21 protein-coding genes are annotated in these 20,593 nt (G+C 42.1%); 11 read left to right on the forward strand and 10 right to left on the reverse strand.

The window, feature by feature from the left end:
• Positions 1–134 precede the first annotated feature (134 nt).
• Positions 135–728 carry a 2OG-Fe(II) oxygenase gene (locus BLS32_RS04160; RefSeq protein ID WP_091392133.1) on the forward strand — a complete coding sequence of 198 codons (594 nt, stop codon included), beginning with the start codon at positions 135–137 and terminating at the stop codon, positions 726–728.
• Between the two features lie 330 nt (positions 729–1,058).
• Positions 1,059–1,469: a nuclear transport factor 2 family protein gene (locus BLS32_RS04165; RefSeq protein ID WP_091392135.1), complete on the forward strand. Its 411-nt coding sequence runs from the start codon at positions 1,059–1,061 to the stop codon at positions 1,467–1,469.
• A gap of 35 nt (positions 1,470–1,504) precedes the next feature.
• On the opposite strand, the gene BLS32_RS04170 is transcribed toward BLS32_RS04165, so the two are convergent.
• Entirely contained in the window at positions 1,505–2,935 is a 1,431-nt protein-coding gene (locus tag BLS32_RS04170; RefSeq protein ID WP_091392137.1) for a CotH kinase family protein, read from the reverse strand.
• Between the two features lie 78 nt (positions 2,936–3,013).
• A complete protein-coding gene (locus BLS32_RS04175; RefSeq protein WP_091392138.1) occupies positions 3,014–3,319 on the reverse strand; it encodes a hypothetical protein in 306 nt (101 codons plus the stop codon).
• Between the two features lie 180 nt (positions 3,320–3,499).
• On the opposite strand from BLS32_RS04175, the gene BLS32_RS04180 reads away from it, so the two are divergent.
• Complete coding sequence (locus BLS32_RS04180) at positions 3,500–3,781, forward strand: hypothetical protein (RefSeq protein WP_091392140.1); 282 nt, start codon at positions 3,500–3,502, stop codon at positions 3,779–3,781.
• A 60-nt stretch (positions 3,782–3,841) separates the two neighbouring features.
• Here the strand turns inward: BLS32_RS04180 and BLS32_RS04185 are convergent, their stop codons facing one another.
• Positions 3,842–5,884, reverse strand: coding sequence for a M13 family metallopeptidase (locus BLS32_RS04185; protein ID WP_217639546.1), 2,043 nt, complete (start codon positions 5,882–5,884; stop codon positions 3,842–3,844).
• A gap of 208 nt (positions 5,885–6,092) precedes the next feature.
• Here BLS32_RS04185 and BLS32_RS04190 point away from each other — a divergent pair, with 208 nt between their 5' ends.
• The 3 genes from BLS32_RS04190 (at position 6,093) to BLS32_RS18410 (ending at position 9,140) form a co-directional block, all read left to right on the forward strand.
• Complete coding sequence (locus tag BLS32_RS04190; protein ID WP_091392142.1) at positions 6,093–6,434, forward strand: four-helix bundle copper-binding protein; 342 nt, start codon at positions 6,093–6,095, stop codon at positions 6,432–6,434.
• A 132-nt stretch (positions 6,435–6,566) separates the two neighbouring features.
• Positions 6,567–7,823 (forward strand): putative DNA modification/repair radical SAM protein, encoded by a 1,257-nt coding sequence (locus tag BLS32_RS04195; RefSeq protein WP_091392144.1) that lies wholly within the window; start codon positions 6,567–6,569, stop codon positions 7,821–7,823.
• Positions 7,824–9,140 carry a TIGR03915 family putative DNA repair protein gene (locus BLS32_RS18410; RefSeq protein WP_170227523.1) on the forward strand — a complete coding sequence of 439 codons (1,317 nt, stop codon included), beginning with the start codon at positions 7,824–7,826 and terminating at the stop codon, positions 9,138–9,140.
• Here the strand turns inward: BLS32_RS18410 and BLS32_RS04205 are convergent, their stop codons facing one another.
• The 5 genes from BLS32_RS04205 to BLS32_RS04225 form a co-directional block, all read right to left on the reverse strand.
• Positions 9,141–10,694 carry a DHA2 family efflux MFS transporter permease subunit gene (locus BLS32_RS04205; RefSeq protein WP_091392145.1) on the reverse strand — a complete coding sequence of 518 codons (1,554 nt, stop codon included), beginning with the start codon at positions 10,692–10,694 and terminating at the stop codon, positions 9,141–9,143.
• Positions 10,691–11,119: a PaaI family thioesterase gene (locus BLS32_RS04210; protein ID WP_091392147.1), complete on the reverse strand. Its 429-nt coding sequence runs from the start codon at positions 11,117–11,119 to the stop codon at positions 10,691–10,693. The genes BLS32_RS04205 and BLS32_RS04210 overlap by 4 nt, the downstream gene beginning before the upstream one ends.
• 1 nt (position 11,120) lies before the next feature.
• Positions 11,121–11,861 (reverse strand): SDR family oxidoreductase, encoded by a 741-nt coding sequence (locus tag BLS32_RS04215; protein WP_091392149.1) that lies wholly within the window; start codon positions 11,859–11,861, stop codon positions 11,121–11,123.
• 61 nt (positions 11,862–11,922) lie between these two features.
• Positions 11,923–12,507 (reverse strand): TetR/AcrR family transcriptional regulator, encoded by a 585-nt coding sequence (locus tag BLS32_RS04220; RefSeq protein ID WP_091392151.1) that lies wholly within the window; start codon positions 12,505–12,507, stop codon positions 11,923–11,925.
• 138 nt (positions 12,508–12,645) lie between these two features.
• Complete coding sequence (locus BLS32_RS04225) at positions 12,646–13,497, reverse strand: AraC family transcriptional regulator (RefSeq protein ID WP_091392152.1); 852 nt, start codon at positions 13,495–13,497, stop codon at positions 12,646–12,648.
• Between the two features lie 70 nt (positions 13,498–13,567).
• On the opposite strand from BLS32_RS04225, the gene BLS32_RS04230 reads away from it, so the two are divergent.
• The 4 genes from BLS32_RS04230 to BLS32_RS04245 all read left to right on the forward strand — a co-directional run bounded on the left by BLS32_RS04230 (position 13,568) and on the right by BLS32_RS04245 (position 17,186).
• Positions 13,568–14,755, forward strand: coding sequence for an MFS transporter (locus BLS32_RS04230; protein WP_091392154.1), 1,188 nt, complete (start codon positions 13,568–13,570; stop codon positions 14,753–14,755).
• 7 nt (positions 14,756–14,762) lie between these two features.
• The gene (locus BLS32_RS04235) at positions 14,763–15,929 is read left to right on the forward strand and encodes an MFS transporter (protein WP_091392156.1); all 1,167 of its coding nucleotides are present in this window, start codon (positions 14,763–14,765) and stop codon (positions 15,927–15,929) included.
• Positions 15,930–15,958: 29 nt separating this feature from the next.
• On the forward strand, positions 15,959–16,318 hold the full coding sequence (locus BLS32_RS04240) for a cupin domain-containing protein (protein WP_091392157.1): 360 nt from the start codon (positions 15,959–15,961) through the stop codon (positions 16,316–16,318).
• Positions 16,319–16,469: 151 nt separating this feature from the next.
• The gene (locus tag BLS32_RS04245) at positions 16,470–17,186 is read left to right on the forward strand and encodes a 3-ketoacyl-ACP reductase (RefSeq protein ID WP_091392159.1); all 717 of its coding nucleotides are present in this window, start codon (positions 16,470–16,472) and stop codon (positions 17,184–17,186) included.
• Between the two features lie 133 nt (positions 17,187–17,319).
• On the opposite strand, the gene BLS32_RS04250 is transcribed toward BLS32_RS04245, so the two are convergent.
• The gene (locus tag BLS32_RS04250; protein ID WP_091392160.1) at positions 17,320–18,012 is read right to left on the reverse strand and encodes a LytR/AlgR family response regulator transcription factor; all 693 of its coding nucleotides are present in this window, start codon (positions 18,010–18,012) and stop codon (positions 17,320–17,322) included.
• Positions 18,006–19,049: a sensor histidine kinase gene (locus tag BLS32_RS04255; protein ID WP_091392163.1), complete on the reverse strand. Its 1,044-nt coding sequence runs from the start codon at positions 19,047–19,049 to the stop codon at positions 18,006–18,008. Before BLS32_RS04255 ends, BLS32_RS04250 begins: the two co-directional genes overlap by 7 nt.
• A gap of 156 nt (positions 19,050–19,205) precedes the next feature.
• Here BLS32_RS04255 and BLS32_RS04260 point away from each other — a divergent pair, with 156 nt between their 5' ends.
• Positions 19,206–20,591, forward strand: a complete 1,386-nt coding sequence (locus tag BLS32_RS04260) for a TolC family protein (RefSeq protein WP_091392165.1) — start codon at positions 19,206–19,208, stop codon at positions 20,589–20,591.
• The last annotated feature ends 2 nt before the right edge of the window (positions 20,592–20,593 follow it).

Consider the following 20,593-nt stretch of genomic DNA (forward strand, 5'->3'; position numbering starts at 1 on the left):
AACATTTTTATTTTAGTTAAGGCAAAGGTGCTGTTCTTCGGAATGGCATTTTTTTTGTTTTGCAGATATTGGCGCCAAACCAAATTTAAGAACACTACCTTGTGCGGTTGCCTGTATTTTCAGGCTTCCCAAATATGGAAGATCATTTTGAAATGCTCATTGAAAGTTACCTGAAACAAAATGTTGGCATTGCAGAAAATTTCATTAGTGCAGCGCTTGCCGGACATTTAAAAGACAATTTACTCGAATTGAACAACAATGCGATGCTGCTCGCGGCCGGAACGGGAAATGCAAACAAGCAAAACCAAAATAAACTCGTGCGTTCAGATGCGATTTACTGGCTCGACAAAAAGCATAACAATGTATATGAAAATGCTTTTTTTGCATATATCGAAGCTTTCATTTTGTATCTCAACCGAAGCTGTTATGCCGGAATTACAGGCTATGAATTTCATTATACTTTATACGAACCCGGAAGCTTTTATGTAAAACATTTTGACCGTTTTAAGGACGATGATTCCCGCGCCTTTTCGATGATCAGCTACCTGAACGCCGATTGGAAAGAAAGTGACGGCGGCGAATTGTTAATCCATCAGCTCGAAAACAATCTGAAAATTGCGCCAACAAATGGAAAAACAGTCTTTTTTAAAAGTGATGAACTCGAGCATGAAGTATTGGTTACCCATGAAAAACGAATGAGCATTACAGGTTGGCTCAAACGCGGATGACACTAAAATCCATAAAAAAAGCCGCCCCGAAGGACGGCATCCATCAATAAATAACCTAACAAAAATCAATCACTGATATTACTGTAAATGATGCTTAAGCAAAATCACTACATCGGTGACCAATATGCGGTACTTATTGATCTTGATGTAAAACTACGCCGAAAGCAGGCGAAAATGCTTATATGATTCTAACAGAATGTTGTAAGGTTTCTATGTAAAGCATTGTCTTTAAGAGTTTTCAAACATCAGAATTTTATTATAAAAACATTAACGAAAGCAGCTGCAATTCGGACGGGATTTATGCGTTGATATGAAACAACCCCAATTGCTATGAAAACCCTGACTTCTGCACCTGCTACTGACATCGCTGCTTTAGAACAAAAATTGCTTCACGCCATTTCAAACGGACACTTTCGCACACTGGATTTGCTTTACCACAATAATGTGATCGTCCACAATTCAATTGGGCAAACCTTGACGAAAACCGCTTTTATGGAGCCTTTTTATTTAGGACATTTGAGCATTGACCAGATCACGACTTCACAACAGCAAATTTCGCTTTACAATGATGCTGCCGTAGTATCTGTTTTGCTTCGGATGAAAGGCAGAAACCTGGGCTTCCCGTTTGAAGGCACCTATCGTTTCATGCGTACCTGGAATTCCTTCAACGGACAATGGGCGGTTGTTGGCGAAAGCAGCAATGTAATTTATGAAGGTTCCTCAGGTTTTGCAAACGATTGATTTTTTCAAGTTTTCTATTGAAAGTGCCATCAGATTTACCATGGAATATTCGCTGCACGACTGCTAAAAAAATTCGCCGGCCCGTTATTTCCGGCCTGATTGTTTCCTGATAACAATCTGTAATTTGGTTGGTTGCCCCAAGAAGCGGGCTTGTCTTCAATAACCATATCTTCACCAGTATCATTTGCAACATACAGATTTATTTTTTCGTGCCAAACCCGGATGCGGGCCATGCTTTTTGTAGCAGAAAAATAATTGTTGTTGGGATTGATCAGTTCTTTAATGGCGTTTTTATAAAGGATCTGGTATTCCGGAATGGTCAGGATCTTTGTAATCAGGGGCTTTCCTGTCGTGCCCCAGCCTAACGGATTTTGTGTGCCGGAATTGGATATCAGCAAGGAAGTCCCAAGCGTGTTGTCATAATCATACGGAATAAAATAAGCCTTTCCGTTTGGCGAAAAGTAAAAATAAAAGTTGTTGCCGTTGCCCCAATAATCATCCCACATGCCCAAAACGACATTCACGGCATAAGTACGCATAAAAAGCGGAACATCCATTTTGCTGCTGATCCAGTTTTTAAAGTCGATCCCGGTTTTTGAATTCAGATCACTGATAAACTGCGTTAAATTGGCTTTAGCCGACACCAGATTGTCTTCGTTGGTTTTGAGATCGTAGGCGTAAAATACCGAAGTGGCCGGATTGAGCGTCACATCTTCAATTCCCATGCTGGCTGTTTGCACAAAATCGGCCTTATTCCCATCCGATCCAAAACCGCCTTTCCACATATCGCCTACCGCAGCCGACCAATATCCCTGGCGTTCCCTGATAAAATCTTCATCTACACTTTCAATCATCGCATAAACGCCATAATTTGCCAACTGCGTGCCGTCAACTTTAATATAAACGCGACAATAAGAAGCTAATGGCGCGGTCCAGATGCCAAAACGGCGAAACAAATCATAACTGTAAATTTCACGTGCATACGCCGCATCGTCTTTAAACCATTTGAGTGCCAGTTTATTCCGGCCGTAGAAAAGTTGGTTTGGACGGTTTTTTGAAAAATCCAATGAAAAATGGCAATGGTGCCAATCGGGATTCTGTGCGTTGTGCAACTGCCCGAATGCACCTTCGGGGCGGCGGCGGCTGGTGTTGCCTTTGAGTTTTAATCCGATGCTGTCAAGCTGAATATTGACTTCTCTGGATGAAAAAGTAAAAGCGGCTACGACTTTCTTTTCATTTTGCGGATTCAAGTCAAAATTGGTGAGGATTTTATTCCATTGTGCTTCCGAGAACTGCAAAGTAATCGACGGCACATTGTTTAAATTGAATAAAGATTTCGGGTCAATATTTTGATTCCCTTTATCGGGAAGCCTGTTTGCGGTTTCAGGATTTTGAGTTTCTTGAACATCATATTCCTGTGAACACGCGGCCAGCAAAAATAAAAACAATACGGAAAGTTTTTTCATTTTGGGAATTTTCAGCAAGTTACAAATTTGTATGGTCGCAACATAAAACTTCCGGCTATGATTTTTGAAATGAACACGTTACATTTCCTGCTCTTTTCCTTTTTCGAAAAAATTCACGTAAAAGAAATCATTTGGTTTTAAGCCGAGTTGCAGAAAGGTAGCATCAAGCAAAGCTACTTGCTCCGAAGGCGTGTCTCCATCAGAAATTTTTAGGAATTCCTTAAAATGATCGAGGTTGTCAAATTTAAAACTCAGTTTCGTATTAAGAGAATAAGGCGTAATCTTAAAATCGAGCGGCTTGCCCTGAAGCTCCTTTTTTTCGGTCAACTGGTGAAAACCTTCGTGGATCAAAGTATCGATAATGGATTTGAATTGCTCGTTCATAACAGCTGTATTTTGATTAAATGGCTTTTGCTAATTTACACATAACTCTTTATAGTTCTTTGTAAAGATGTTACACGATTTGTGCAATTTACAGCAAATAAATTTCTGCAACATGACATTTATCATATTCTGAACCAGCATGCTGCGGTAATTTTACATCAGAATTAAAACCTAAATGTTATGAGCACTTATCAAAAATATTACAACCGTTTTGAACACGGATTATTCGGAAACTGTACTTTGGGAATACTCGCTTCAAGCTGCCTTGGCGGAATCGCGGCGATGGCCGTTTTGATGCACGGAAACGGCTTCGGCCAGATGACACAATTGTTTTTTGTGATCTGCGTCAGTATGATGTTCAACGGCGCGGTGATTTCACAGCAAAAGCCAAAAACAATCTTCAATCTTTTGATCTTAAGCGTTGTCGTAAATACGTTGTTGTTTGCCATCAACTTTCATTAAAATCCATTCCAATAAAAAAGCCCGCCAATAGTTTGACGGGCTTTGTTTGTTCTAAAAAAATTACCAGATTTTTACCCTTTTTTCAGGTGCGAGATACAAAGAATCGCCTGGTTTTACTTTAAAAGCTTCATAAAATTCAGGAATATTCCTTACGATCCCGTTAATACGGAAATGTGCGGGCGAATGCGAATCAGAGGCGATCTGGCTTCTTAGCGCTTCTTCACGCGACTTGTCAAGCCAAACCTGGGCCCAGCCTAAAAATACGCGTTGCTCTCCCGAAAATCCGTCCATTACCGGAGATTTCTTTCCTGCCAAACTCATTTGGTATGCTTTTAAAGCAATCGTCAATCCGCCAAGATCGCCGATATTTTCCCCTAAAGTATAAGGTCCGTTTAAGCTCAAATCAGGAAATGCTTTAAATCCGCTGTATTGTTCTGCCAATGCGCCGGTTCTTTGTTTAAAAGCTTCCAGGTCTTTCGGAGTCCACCAGTCGCGCATCACGCCGTCGCCGTCAAAAGTAGCACCCTGATCGTCAAATCCATGCCCGATTTCATGTCCGATAACCGCTCCGATGCCGCCATAATTAATCGCATCATCCACTTTCAAATCAAAGAAAGGCGGCTGTAAAATCGCTGCTGGAAATACAATTTCATTTAAGTTCGGATTGTAATACGCGTTTACCGTTTGCGGTGTCATCGCCCATTCTGTCCTGTCAACTGGCTTCCCAAGCTTATCGATCTGGCGGTTGTATTGAAATTCCTGCGAACGCACCACATTTCCGTAAAGATCATTTTTCACGATCTTCAGTTTCGAATAATCGATCCATTTGTCAGGATAACCGATCTTTGGATTGAATTTTGCAATTTTCTCCAAAGCCTGTTTTTTCGTTTCCGGGCTCATCCAGTCCAGTTTTTTGATGCTTTCCTCGTAGGCCTTCAAAAGGTTTTTTACCAATGCCACCATGCGCTCTTTCGCTTCAGGCGGAAAATGCCTTTTCACATATTCTTTCCCGATGATCTCACCAAGATTGCCATCAACCGTGCTGACCGCTCTTTTCCATTGGGCACGCTGTTCGGGCATTCCGTAAAGCGTTTTTCCGTAAAAAGAGAAATTTTCCTTGTCGATCGCATCCGAAAGAAATGTGGCATTTTTATGCAAAGCCATCCATTTTAAATACGTTTTCCAGGTATCGAGCGGTGTCGATTTAACAATGCCGTTCAATGCTTTTGTGTAAGCAAGCTGGGAAACAATAATGGTTTTTTCCTTGTCAACTCCCGCTTCTTTCATCATTGCTGCCCAGTCAAAATCGGGCATCAGGGTTTTAAGCGCCGAAGTTTCAATTTTGTTGTAAGATGCCGCAATGTTGCGTGTTTCTTCTTTCGACATCTGGCTTTTGGCCAACGTGGTTTCGAGCGTTAAAATTGTGTTAGCATTTGCATCCGGATTTGGTAAATTCGCCAATTTCAGCATATTCGTCAGATGTACTAAATATTTGGCACGTGTATCTTTCGACTTGGCATCTTGAAGCAAATAATATTCTCTTTCAGGAAGCCCAAGGCCGCCCTGCCAGGTTTGCACGACATTTTTGTTTGGCTCTTTATAATCCTGGCTTACGCTAAAGCTAAACGGAATGTCATACCCTTTTCTATTGGCTTCCCCAAAAAATGCAGCAAGTTGGCTGTAGTTTGTGATCGCATCGATTTTTGCAAATTCAGGCTGTAGCGGACTAACGCCTTTGGTGTCGCGGTCTTTCTGGTTTAAATACGAATTGTAGAAATCCCCGATTTTTTGCTCGTTCGACCCTTCATCAAATTTGCCTTTGGATGATTCTTCGATGATTGCTTTCAAATCGTCCTGTGATTTGTCATAAATCGCATCAAAAGAACCAAAAGAAGATTTGTCTGCCGGAATTTTGTTGTTTTTGATCCAGTCACCATTGACATAAGCATCAAAATTGTCGCCTGGTTTTACGAGCGTATCCATGTTTTTAAGGATGACGCCCGATTGCAGCGGCTTGTCACTTTCATGTTTGCCACAAGAATTTAAGATCAGTGCCGACGCAAGCAGCATCGGAACACTCATGTAATTGGTTTTTTTAGTCATAAAGAATATTAGGTTAAGAAACAGTTTGTCAGCTGCCGGGCGCAAATATAATTAATCGTTGTTACGGCGCATCCGGTTCGCGGATGTATTTGTATCGGCAACACAAAAAATGTTACAGATATTGAGAAAGTTATACAATCGGGCAGAATTCTGTAATCGGTTAAACGTTGGTTTTAACCAAATTTGTACCAACCGAAAAACTACAATCATGTCACAACAAGACTTTACCGCCTGTATTGAAGCCTGCCGAAAATGTGCCGCTGCCTGCGACCATTGTGCGGTTTCCTGCCTGAATGAAGAACAATTGGCACAACTTAAAAGATGCATCCAGCTCGCTTTAGAATGCTCGTCAATCTGCCGCTCAACAGCTGCTTTAATGGATCTTGGAAGCGTGTATAGCGGACAGCTCGCTATTGTTTGCGCCGCCATTTGTGCCGATTGTGCCGAAGAATGCGAGAAACACGCAGCTATGGGAATGGAACATTGTCGGGAATGTGCAGAAGCCTGTAAAAAATGTGTGGAATTATGCGAGGAAATTTCTGAATTGTAACAAATTTGCCGGGTTGCATGCCTGAGTTTTAATTTGAAATTTAACAGAGCGCCTTTTGTTTTTTAACAACTGTTCAAATTTGATTTCTATGCTGATTGTGTACTTTTAAAAACTGCAAAAGCGCATATTCCCATGTCAGACAGAATTCGTGAAAAGCTCAACATCCTTGCCGATGCCGCCAAATATGACGTATCATGTTCGTCAAGTGGCAGCAGCCGAAAAAATACGAACAAAGGTTTGGGTGATGCCAATGGCGCCGGGATTTGCCATACGTATACCGAAGACGGGCGTTGTGTCTCGTTACTCAAAATCCTGCTGACTAACCATTGCATTTTCGATTGCGCTTTTTGTGTTTCGCGAAAAAGCAACGATGTCAAACGCGCGGCATTTACCGTTGATGAAGTCGTCGAGCTCACGATGAGTTTTTACAGAAGAAATTATATTGAAGGCTTGTTCCTGAGTTCCGGGATTTTTAAAAATGCCGATTATACAATGGAGCGCCTGGTTCGGATTGCTAAGAAATTACGTCTCGAAAACAATTTCAACGGCTACATTCACCTCAAAACGATTCCGGGTGCGAGCCAAGAGCTTTTAACCGAAGCCGGGCTTTACGCCGACCGAATGAGCATCAATCTTGAAATGCCAACCGAAGCCGGACTTAAACTTTTAGCTCCCGACAAATCGCATGAGGATGTCAAAAAGCCGCTTGGTTTTATCAAAGACAGCATCATCCAGTTTAAAGACGAAAAAAAGGTCATTAAAAGCGTTCCGAAGTTTGTTCCTGCTGGCCAAAGTACGCAAATGGTCATTGGTGCGACACCTGAAACCGATATGGAAATCATGTACAGCGCCAACGAATATTACAAGAATTTCGATTTAAAACGCGTCTATTATTCAGGTTATATTCCGATTAGTTTTGACGACAGAATGCCGATGATTGGAAGCCAGCCGCCGCTTTTGAGAGAAAATCGTTTGTATCAAACCGATTGGCTGATGCGTTTTTACGGCTTTGATGTCCACGAAATTTTAAATGCCAAAAATCCGCATCTCGATGTTGATATCGATCCGAAACTAAGCTGGGCGTTGCGCAACATGGATCAATTTCCAATCGACATCAATACTGCAGATTATAGAATGATCTTACGCGTTCCGGGAATCGGTGTCGGCTCTGCAAAGAAAATCGTGTTGGCCAGAAAATTTGGAAGATTGCGTTCGGAGCAATTGCAGAAAATCGGAATTGCATACAACCGCGCGAAGCATTTCATCCGCTGCGCCGACAGCATTTTCCAGCTGAATGTACCCGAAGCAATGCACGTAAAAAATCTGATTTTGTCGGAAACCAACAGCAAATACTTAAAAATCCCGCAAAACCAACTGACACTTTTCTAAATGGTGATTTATGTTTTTGACGGTTCATTCGAAAGTTTATTAACGGCGATTTTCGAATTTTACGAACGCAAACCCGGAAAGATCCAACTCATCAGCCAAAGCCGTTTCGAACCGGTTTTAATTGACGAAGTGCTCGAGATCATCAGTGACGAAACCAAAGCGATGCGCGTCTGGAACGGACTCAAAAAGAAAATCTCGCCCGATTGGCAGCAGCGTTTCTACAAGACTTTTTTATCGGAATCAGACGAAAGCTTCCGGCATTTGTTTGATTTTGCCTGTTACATTTTTGACCATCCGAAAGGCGCAGAAATGAATTATGGTCATCCATCAGTCATTGCGCTTTCGCAAATCGAACGCAGTGTGAGCCGGGAACGCCATCGCATGAAAGCATTTATCCGGTTCCAGGAAACTGCAGATGGGATTTTCTATGCGCCGGTTGAACCCGATTACAATGTTTTGCCGCTAATCGCCGGTTTTTTTAAAAACCGCTATGCCGACCAACGCTGGATCATTTACGACCTCAAACGCAAATATGGCCTGTATTACGACCTTGAAAAAGTCGAAGAAATCCGTTTGGAGTATGCGCCTGAAATGAAAAATGATGCTACTTTTCTTTCAGAAGATGTGGTTTCAGATAAGGAAAAATTGTACGGTTTACTATGGAATGATTACTTTAAAAGCACCAACATTCCGGCGCGGAAAAACATGAAACTGCACATTCAGCACGTACCGAAACGCTATTGGAAATACCTTACGGAAAAACAGGAAATGGAAAAATTATACTTTATTGCAATCGTCCCGCCGAAAGAAATATCGGAAGAAATCACATTGATCAAACAGGATTTTGAAAAAAATTATGAAAGCAGCCGCGCGCTAAAAGTGATGCCTCATATTACGCTCAAAGCGCCGTTTAAACTATTCGAATCCGATCATCAGCATTTGTTGAAATGGTTCGAAAAGATCAACATTCCGATTCAAAAATTTATTGTTGAACTTAAAGATTTCAAATCGTTTCCGAATCCCGAACAGCCAGTAATTTATGTACATCCTGAAAAATCTGATGCAATGAATCAATTGCAGAAAGCCCTCATTCAAGAGTTTAAAAGCACATTTCGCGGAGTCAAAAGCAACACGGCAGATTCAGGTTTCAATCCGCACATGACCGTTGCCTATCGAGATTTAAAACCCGAGCAATTTGAAAAAGCCTGGGAAATCTATCAGCACAAAAGGTATGAAGCAAAATTCTCCGCAGAAGCGTTTCATCTGCTACAGCACGACGGCACAAAATGGAACGTCATTGCCACGAAAAAATTCTAATCAATGGTCTGAAATCGCAGCGAGATCTACTTTTTTCTTATTCGATTGCCTTGCGGCCAATACCAATAAAGGCAGTGCAAGCGCAAATAAAATCCCAACCAGAAGAAACGCATCGCGGTAACTCAGCAACGCCGATTGTTTGTTGACGATGTTTTCCATGACTTTCATCGCCCGCAAATGCGCATCGGCTAACCCGAAACCTTTCTGTTGAAAATAACGAATGTAAGTATTGATACGCTCCATCGAAATGACATTGTCGGCAGTAATATGCGAAGCCAGTTCGTTTCGATGCGCCGCCAATCGATGTGCCAAATAAGTGTTTACAATTGAAATCCCGAACGAACCGCCAAGCTGCCGCATCATATTGTTGAGCGCCGCGCCTTGCGGAATGTCTTTCGGCTCAAGCGACGAAACCGCCAACGCTGTCAACGGAACCGTCAATAACGCCATTCCGATAGCCCGGAAAATCAATGTAAATGTAATTTCTGCTGCGGATGTATTGAGCGTCATGCCCGACATTCGCCAGTTGAAATAAATGAACAATAAAAATCCGCCGCCGATAATTAAAACCGGAGAAGTGCCTTTTTGTAGCAGCAATCCTGAGATCCGCAATGCAAATAATGCTAAAATGGCTCCCGGGAATAATAGTAATCCGGTTTGCGTAGGAGAAAAATTCAGCAATCTTTGCGCAACGACCGGCGTTAAATAAATGGATGTAAACATGCCTAGACCGGTGATGAATGTCAATGCCGCAGCGATGCTGAGTGTTTTGCTTTTTAAGACGCGCAGATTCACGACTGGATTGTCAATTTTGAGTTCCCAGAAAACGAAATAAATTAAGCTGAAAGCGGCGATAACACTAAGCCAGACAATGTACCTTGCTTCAAACCAGTCGTCGATTTCGCCACGTTCGAGCACGGTTTGCAACGCACCAACACCAATGGCAAGCAACGCGATTCCGGTCCAGTCGACTTTATGTACAAGCGGCTTGGATGCCGGTTCACGAAGCAAAACATAACAGAGGCAAGCGACTACAATACCGATCGGTATGTTGATGTAAAAGATCCACGGCCAGTCGTAGTTTTCGGTAATGAATCCGCCAAGGGTTGGCCCGATGGTTGGCCCGATGAATACGCCGATTCCGAATAACGCACTTGCGGTTCCCATTTTTTCTTTCGGGAATTGCTCAAAAACCACAACCTGCGAAACAGATAATAAGGCGCCGCCACCGATTCCCTGCATGAACCTGAAAAAAACCAGCATCCAGATTCCGCTCGCCTGTCCGCACATGAACGAACAGAAAGTAAATAGTAAAATTGAACCAATGTAATAATTGCGCCGTCCGAGTTTCGCACTTAAAAAACTTGTAATCGGAATGATGATGACATTTGCAATTGCATAAGACGTGATCACCCATGAAGTATCTTCGAGCGTTGCGCCGAGATTTCCGCTCATGTGTGACAGCGCAACATTCACAATTGAAATGTCTATGAGTTCCATGATCGCGGCAAGGATTACCGTCAGGATTAAAACCTGCCGCTGGATCGGGTTCATTTGGCGTCGGTTTTAATTAAATTGGTGTAGCCTTTTGCGAGTAGTTTTGACTTATCGTGATTCCAGATTTCGCATTGCGCATTCACGATGGTTTTGCCTTTTTTGTTGATTGCCGTTTCAGAAATGATAATATCACCTTCTTTGGCCGAAGCAAAATAATCAACGACATTGTTGATCGTGACGTAAAAATGCGGTTCACCGTAAGCAATTAAAGTGGCGCCTATCGCATCGTCGACCATTGCCGCGATAACGCCGCCGTGCAATGTTTTAAACGGATTGGTCATTTCGGGGCGAACAGTATATTCGAAAGATAATTTTCCTTCTTCCACATGAAGCATTTTCGGCTTCAGCCAATTCATGAAAGGCGATGGCGAAGCCGTAATTTCTTTGCCAATGTGCAGTTTTAAGAAATCTGAAGCCTGCATATTATTCGCCGTTTGCATTCATCACAGCCAAAGCTGCTGCCGGATTCGAATGATACAAATTGAACATATCCGCAGTTTGCCCGGTGTGGATTTCGTATTGGTCATTTTCAAAAGCTTTGAATAAATCTGTGGCTAGCAATTCTGGAGAAACGCCGTTTTCGCCTCCGATTTCTTTTGAAAAATCGGTATTGACCAATGGTGGCATCAATTCGAAAACTTTTACAGAGGTGTTTGCCAATGACAATCGGAGTGTTTTAGTATAGGAATGCAAAGCGGCTTTGCTTGCAGAATAAGTCGGCAGCGATTTGCCGGGAACAAGCGCAACAATAGACGAAACATTTACAATTGCAGATTCTTTTGTAGTTAAAACCGGCAGTAAATTTTCAGTCAGGCGAATAATGGAAAGGTAGTTCGTATTGATTTCATCTGATGCTTTTTGAAAAGCATTGATTTCCGGAGTCGCAAGATCAAAAACCGACGCGCTTCCTGCATTATTGATCAGGATGTTGAGGTTTGGAAAATCTTTTTTAAGGGTTTCCACTAATGTTTTCACGTCATTTTCATTGGTGATATCCGCAGCAATTGCAGTTGTATTTTTTAATTGAGCAGCTGCTTTTTGCAATTTCTCAGAATTTCTTCCAGTGATGATGATCTGGTTGTCATTTGAAAATAATTTAGCGATTTCAAATCCGATCCCAGATCCACCGCCGGTAATTAAAATGGTATTTTGTGAAGTTTTCATAAGTAATATTTAAAAGATTTATATTATATACCGATCGGTATATTTTAGTTTAAAAAAAAAGTTATAAGCTTTCAATGTAATAACGAAGCGTCGTCATAATGGATTTCATGTAATTGATTTTCCCGCTGAGTTTAGAAATCATCACGCCGCCTTCGATCATGGCAAGTATGCCAAGCGCTGCTTCTTCGGGGTTTGTTGAGTTCCTGAATTCGCCATTTGAAATCCCGTCAACGACGATTTTTTCCAGGCTGCTTTTCCACATTAACAAAGCGCGTAACGAAGATTCTTTGAGCTCCGCATGTGTGTCGTCTGCTTCAATGGCGGTATTCATGATCGGGCAACCGCCGTTTGGAAAAATCGCCATCGAAGATTTGTCATAAAAATCGGCATACGCCAGCAATTTGCCTTTTGCAGTTGTTTTTGAATTGATTTCGGCATCAAACATGGCCTGCATTTTTGACACGTTGAATTTAAACACTTCAAGCGCAACTTCATCCTTATTGGTAAAATTGCCGTAAATGCTGCCTTTGGTCAATCCGGTCGCTTCGGTCATGTCAAACAACGAAGTTCCGGCAAAACCTTTGCGGTTAAAAATCGGGGCGGTTTTTTCGATAATAAAATTTCTCGTTCTTTCAGCTTTGCTCATAATGGTCATTCAAATCGGATACAAATATATACCAATCGGTATAATGTTCAATTTATTTTATGATTTATTTTGGTTTACGATGTTTGATTTATGTAAGCAGATCGCGTAAATCATATTTCTGAAATTGTAAATAAATAATTATTCGGCCGAATTTAAATCGCTTTTCTTAAAGCTTCCCGGCGCAACCTCCCTGCGTTTCTTAAAGTAATTCGACAAATGGCTTTCATCTGAAAATCCAAATTCATAAGCAATTTGCTTGATTGGCATTTGCCTGCCGCTGATCCTTTTTTCGATCAATTGCAATCGCAAATTGTTGACGTAATCCCGAAAGGTAATCGAAAAACTGCGCTTGAAATACGCACTAAAATACGTAGGCGAAATATTAAAATGTTCAGAAATCGCTTTCACCTGGATCATTTTCGGATTGTAAATATTCTGATGAATGTACGAAATGATTTGTTTGTTGTCAAACGAATTTCCAAGCAGCGGTACATTCATGCATTTCAGCGCTTCTTTGATCAATCCGAAAATCGAAAGCACCTGATAAAAAACAATTGGCGAAGTCGACACGTCATTCCGGCAATTGTAAGCGGTGATGTTTTCGATCGTATGTTTTAAAATCGTTTTGCACGGCTCATCGAGTTTTAAAACCTGTTCTTTCAGGATTTTTTCGCGCATGAATTCTTCGGGTTTCCGAAGCAGGAAATCGTCACAGGCAAGGTTTCTTTTCGAATAAAAATAGGTGTCGGTGAATTTGATGAATACAAAACGCGTGCTTTTCTTAATGTCGAAATAATGCTCATCATCTGGCGAAATCACAAACAAATCGCCGCTTTTATACGGAATCAGATTTTTGTTCAGATGGTGGATGCCGCTGCCTTTTACAATGTAAATGATCTCATAATAGGTATGGCTGTGCTTGGGCAAATGAAATTTTTCTTCCTCAAATTCATCAATGACCAATGTCTCGAATTGCTTTAATGTTGGCATAACATAAATTTACAAGTATATGCTGTAAAAGTACAATTTTATTGATTGCGCTTGTGCGTAAATTTGCCTGATGGAAAAAACCGGACTTTCGAAAACGCAAATTACAATTATGGCGATCTCTGCCGGAATTTGCGTCGCCAACATTTATTACAACCAACCCATTTTAAAAGACATCGCCGAATCATTGCACACGACCGAAGCCAATGTCGGGCTTATTTCTGTCTTAGCACAAGCCGGTTACGGTTTCGGATTGTTTTTCATCACGCCGCTCGGCGACAAGATCAACCGCAAAAAGCTCATTTTGGGCATGCAGGTTTTGCTGATCGCGTCTCTACTCGGCATGGTTTTTATCGAAAACCGCATCGGGATTTTTTCAATGAGTTTGATCATCGGAATATGCAGCGTCGCAGCACAGGTCATTTTACCAATGGCAGCAAGCTTGGAACCGAAAAACAAAGGCAAAACGATCAGCATCATTTTCTCCGGAATTTTAATCGGAATTCTTGCAGCTAGAGTGTTTAGCGGATTCATTGCAGAGTGGCTCGGCTGGCATTTCGTCTATGCAATTTCTGCGGTCATGGTTTTTATGACGATGTTGATGATTCACTTCAGCCTGCCGAGTGTCGAAGCCAATTTCACCGGAAATTACAAAGCCTTACTGCAATCAGCATTTGAACAATTGGGGCGTTTTGCCATTTTAAGACGAGCGGCTTTAATGGGCGCTTTGATCTTCGGAGCCTTTTGTTCGTTTTGGACAACACTGACTTTTCATTTGAGTGGCGCACCGTTCCATTATAAAACCGACCAGATCGGATTGTTCGGACTGCTCGCCATTGCCGGAGCTTTAGGCGCGCCTTACATTGGCAAATTGATCGACAATGGAAATCCGGCAAAAACCCAATTGTACACAACGGGTTTGTTGTTGTTTAGCGTATTATTGCTGCACTTTTTTCCCATATCGCTCTGGGCCATTTTAGTTTCGGTTTTGCTGCTCGACATTGGTGTTCAGGCGACGCAACTGATTAATATTGCCACCATTTATACTCTGGATGAAAAAGCGAACAGCCGCATCAACACGATTTACATGACTTCGTATTTTATCGGTGGTGCCTTTGGAACGTTTATCGGCGTGCAATGCTGGAAATACGGCGGCTGGAATCTTGTGACTTTGCAGTTGATCATTTTCAGTTTGCTCGCAGTTGTCGTCGCGTGGTTTTCGTACCAAATAACATCTGTCAAAACCACACCAATAAGATAAAAATCAAATGAAAAAAAGCCTTTTTGCGCTGCTGCTCGGTGGCCTTACGATAGGAATTACCGAATTTGTGATGATGGGTTTATTGCCCGACATTGCTGCCGATTTAAAAATTACAATCCCTGAAGCCGGGCACTTGATTTCAGCCTACGCGATCGGCGTGGTCATTGGCGCACCGACGCTTGTGATTCTCGGACGGAATTTTCCACCAAGAAAAATGCTGTCGGTCTTGGCGTTGATGCTAACGGTTTTCAATTCGCTTTCGATCATCGCACCAAATTATGAAATCCTGTTCCTTTCGCGGTTGTTTTCAGGTTTGCCGCATGGCGCTTTTTTTGGCGTTGGAGCTGTCGTTGCAAGCCGTTTGGCCGATAAGGGAAAAGAAGCGCAGGCGGTTTCGATCATGTTTTCCGGACTCACATTAGCGAATCTTGCAGGCGTGCCAATCGGGACGTATATCGGACATCATTACACCTGGCGTTATACTTTTGTCCTGATCGCATTTGTTGGATTACTGACGTTGCTGTTTTTATATTTGTGGATGCCAAACCTCGAATCTAAAGGCGGCGAAAGCATGAAAACCCAACTCCGATTTTTTAAAAAGCCCGAAGCCTGGCTGATCATTTTAATTACGGCGGTTGGTTTCGGAGGCTTGTTTGCGTGGATCAGTTACATTGCGCCATTATTGACGGAAGTTTCGGGATTTTCAGCAGAAGCAGTTCCCTATATTTTGATCCTCGCCGGACTCGGAATGGTCGTTGGGAATTTTATCGGAGGAAAAATGGCCGATAAATTCTCACCGTTAACAACAACAATCACTTTATTATTGGTGCTTGCGCTCGATCTAACGCTTGTTTTTTTCGGATCCGGAAATCAATATCTGTCGTTGTTGCTGGTATTTATGACCGGCTGTATTTCGTTTGCCGTTGTCGCACCCATCCAAATGCTGATGATCCAAACGGCAAAAGGTGCAGAAATAATCGCATCGGCAGCGATTCAGGGAAGTTTTAATATCGGAAATGCACTTGGCGCTTTCCTTGGCGGATTGCCGCTCGTTGCCGGTTACAGTTATGCTTCTCCGAATCTTGTTGGCGTGGCAATGTCATTAATTGGCGCTGGAATTACGCTGGTATTTATTCTCAGAAAAAGAAAAATTGCAGCCATTCGAGCCGTCTGATTGCTTAAATTTACAATCAAATTTTTAACATGCGCGCCTACAGAATCAAGAATGACCCCCACGGAAAATCCTATTTTGAACAAGGGTCGCTGCCCGAAGGTTTCGACCTGAATGCCGAGCGGTTTTTTCTCAAAACAGCAATTGAAGAGTACCAGAAAATACAGCATCCCGCGCCGCGATATCAATATGTCGTGACGCTCAAAGGCAGACTTGAATTTACAACTTCCGACGGGAAAAGTTTTATCATCGAGCCCGGAATTATCCTTATTGCTGAAGATACAATAGGCGAAGGACATTCGTGGAAAATACTCGATGGCGATCAATGGCACCGCATTTATATTGTTCCGAATCCGAATGCAGACGACGGATTTATTATCGATAAAAATTAAATAAAAATTAAATAAAAATTGGAAAGCTTAAAATAGTAATTTTTAAAATTACCATTAAGGTATTAAGATTCATTAAGAGCTATACCTTAATGAATCCTAATACCTTAATGGTTTAAAATATTAATAACAACTTCTGAAACAACAAAATTAAATGGAAAATCTACAAGGAAAAAAAGCATTGATCACCGGCGGTGGCCGTGGATTGGGAAAAGCGGCCGCATTGGCTTTAGCGGCCGAAGGCGTTGACATCGCGATCACAGGAAGAAACGAAGACGTATTGCTGCAAACGATCCAGGAATTGCAGGCATTTGGCGTTAAAGCGATCCACGCAGTTTTTGACGTCTCTGATTTTGAGGCCGTGAAAACCGGAATTGCCAATATCAAAGCGGCTTTCGGACACATTGATATTTTAATTAACAACGCCGGAATAGGGAAGTTTGGTAATTTTCTCGATCTCGAACCCGAAACATTCAAGCAAATCCTTGATGTCAATGTTCTGGGATTGTATTATGTGACGCACCAAATTTTGCCCGATATGATCGAACGCAAAAGCGGTGATATTATCAACGTAGCATCTTCTGCAGGTTTGCGCGGAAATCCCGGAACGAGCGCTTACACGGCTTCGAAATTTGCAGTGGTTGGCTTATCGGAAGCGTTGATGATGGAAGTCAGGAAACACAATATTCGCGTGTCGACTTTAACGCCAAGCACGATTGCCACCGATATGGCAAAAGATTTAAAACTGACCGACGGAAATCCCGAAAGTGTTTTGCAGCCCGAAGATTTTGCAGAATTAATTGTCGCACAATTGAAATTGAACCGCCGCGCGTTGCTGAAAAACGCATCGCTGTGGTCGACAAATCCATAATAATTTCCTGCCTTCGGGCGGGATTTTTTGTTTTTTGGAAAGATTTAATTTTGGAAACCGATGCCCGCGTTAGCGATTGCAGCGAAGTGCCGCGCACTGCGGAAAGCGCGGCCCGAAGGGAAACGCCCAAAAGTTACGACTTTAAACGCTCGGCCATTTCCCTTCGATACGTAATGCCAACCGGGATTTTTTCACCGTTGATTGTAATCATTTCGCGGTCGGAATTTTCGATTTTATCAAGCGCGACAATATAAGATTTGTGCACGCGCAAGAAATGTTCTGAAGGTAAGTTTTGCTCCAATTGCGCCGTCGTCATCGTAGCGAGCCAGGTTTTTCCGGGCGTAAAGATCTTCACGTAATTGCCGTAACTCTGCGCAAATAAAATATCGCGAACGTAAATATCAACGATCGAACTGTCGATTTTTATCGGAATAAAAAGATTGGAAGCAATTGATTTTTCAACGGCGAATGCAGATAAAAAGCGTTCAGTTGCTTTTAGGAATCTCGGAAAATAAATCGGCTTTAACAAATAATCGATGACGCCATAATCGTAGCTTTCGAGCGCAAATTCAGAATAAGCCGTTGTTAAAATGGTTTTCGGTGGATTTTTCAAGGTCTGCAACAATTCCAATCCCGAAATTTCAGGCATGTCAATGTCCAGAAACATTAAATCGATGTCGTTTTCACGCAGGTAATTCAGTGCTTCAATGCCGTTGTAACACTGCTGAACCAATTCGAGCTGCGGATTTTGCCTGATGTAATTCGCCAAAACATAATGCGCAGCCGGTTCATCATCTACGATCATGCATTTTTTCGGACTTAACATTGGACGATTTTTTTGAGTTGCAACCGAAGGTCGACCGTATACGTGTTTCCGGTTTCGTGCAGGTCCAAATTATACGTTCCCGGATATAAAAGTTCAAGGCGTTCTTTGGTGTTTTTGAGTCCGATTTTGGTTGAAATAATTTCGCGTTTTTTCTCCGGAATCGAATTGACAATGTTCAGGTGCAGTTTGCCCTTTTCAACCGTGATTTTAATTCGAACATAACAGCTTTCGATCGTTCCGGCACCGTGTTTAAAGGCATTTTCTACAAACCCGATCAACAGCATCGGAGAGATTTTGTATGCATTTTCATTGTCGATCTTGCAATCATACAGGATTTCGCAACGATAACCCACGCGTTCCTTTTCAAGTTGGATGTAACTGTCAATAAACGATAATTCTTCTTCAATCGTAACGCATTGGCGGTCGGTGCTTTCGAGTTGGTAACGCATCAATTGCGATACTTTCATGATTAAATCTGGCGTTCTTTCGGGATATTCAAGGCTGATTCCGTACAAAGTATTGAACGTGTTGAATAGAAAATGCGGGTTCAACTGGCTTCGCAAAGAATTCAGTTGCATTTGGTTCAGTAAAATCGTTTCGCTGCTTTGTTTTTTCTGCTCGCTGTAGAATTTAAGCAAAGTTGTCGGGCCTAAAACACAGATCAAAGTTCCCACGACCGAAGCCAATTGGTACGGATAGCTTTTTTGGTGTGAGAATTTTGCTAATGCCGACGTCTGATACAAATAATTGTTCGCAATTTCATACAAAGCCACCGAAAAAAAGAACGCTAAAATTGCTGTAAACGCCAGATAAATTAAAGGTTTGTGCTTCTTAAACAAGATTGGAAGCAAAAAAAACCGGTTGCATTGCGCATGAAAATACAAAATGAAAAAATACACGATTCCGGGTAAAACAGCTTGAAACGACCGAAACAAAATCCAGTCATTTTTAATCGAAAACAACGTAAACGCAAACCCCAAAACCGCGATTTCCTGTTCCCATTTGTTTTCAAGCACATTTTCAATTTTCCACTTCATCTCCAAAAATTAATGTCTGCAAAGTAACCACATAATTTCGAAAACGTTGTAAAATTTATGACCAATTCAATTCGTCATTTTATAAGCGCGATATGTCATTTCCTAAGGCCAGAAGCCAATTTTGTACGTTAAATTTGCAACTTCAAGAAAACGATTATGATTCTAAAAAAACTGGCTTTTGTCTTTTTTCTGCTGATTTTTACAGCCGGATTTGCTCAGCCACTTTCCCTTAAAGATGCTGTCGAAAAAGGTGTCGCCAATTACGGAACTATTCGCGCCAAAAGAAAATACAAAACTGCCTCCGATGAAACCGTGAAGCAAACCAAGCGAGAATACCTGCCAAATTTAAGCGTTTCCGCCCAACAGGATTACGGAACGGTAAACGGTCAAAACGGACCATTGTATGGTTTTGGCGGACTCGGAGTTGCGTCTTCCGGATTGCCGTTGCCGGAACAAAACTGGAACTCGGGATTTGGTGCCTTGTATCTCGCCAATGTCAACTGGGATTTTTTTACTTTCGGAAAAATGAAGCAGCGCATCAATTTGTCTAAAGTGGATGCCGAACGTTTTCAGAAAGATTTAGAGCAGGAAACTTTTCAGCACAAAGTCAGGATTTCTGCGGCTTACCTGAATTTATTGGCAAGCCAAAGGTTGTTGATCTCACAGCAAAAAAACCTCGATCGGTCAATGGTTTTTCAAAGACTCGCTGCCGTTCGCGTCAAAAATGGATTGCTTGCCGGAGTCGATTCTACATTGGCTTCCGCCGAAGTGTCGCGTGCGAAAATCGCGCTGAACCAGATCAAAGACCAGGTCAAAGACCAGAACAATAAACTCGTCGCTTTAATGGGCGTTCCGGTTCAGGATTTTATTTTAGACAGCGCTTTTGTAAAGCAGGTTCCAAAGGCAATTTTACCAATTCAGGCTTCAACCGACAGCATCAATCCGATCCTCGAATTTTACAAATCGCGCGTCGATTATGGCAAGCAGCAACTCAAATTATTCAAGCGTGAATATTACCCGAGTTTCAGCCTTTTCGGAGTGTATCAAACCAGAGGTTCGGGATTCAATTCTGATTATGCCTCAAACCAAAATTCCTTTACCCGAAATTATTTTGACGGCATCGATCCGGTTCGGCAGAATTACCTTGTTGGTGTTGGCGTGACGTGGAACCTGACCACGATCTTACGAACCAGCAAAAAAGTCAGTGCCCAAAAGCTTGTCGCCGATGGTTTGCAGGACGAATATAATGTCATCGACCAACAGCTCAAAACACAGTCTGATGCCGCCGATGCCAAGATCAAATTCGCAATGGACAATTACGTTGAAGCGCCAAAACAAGTTACCGCCGCAAAACAAGCTTACCTGCAACGAACGACCTTATACAAAAACGGCCTCACGAATTTAACCGATGTCACGCAGGCATTTTACACCCTGAACCGCGCCGAGATCGACCGCGATATCATCTATACCAATGTCTGGCAATCGCTGTTGCTGAAAGCCGCCGCGACCGGAGATTTCGACTCATTTATTAACGAATTTTAATT

This window comes from Flavobacterium noncentrifugens, assembly GCF_900100375.1.
Classification (GTDB): domain Bacteria; phylum Bacteroidota; class Bacteroidia; order Flavobacteriales; family Flavobacteriaceae; genus Flavobacterium; species Flavobacterium noncentrifugens.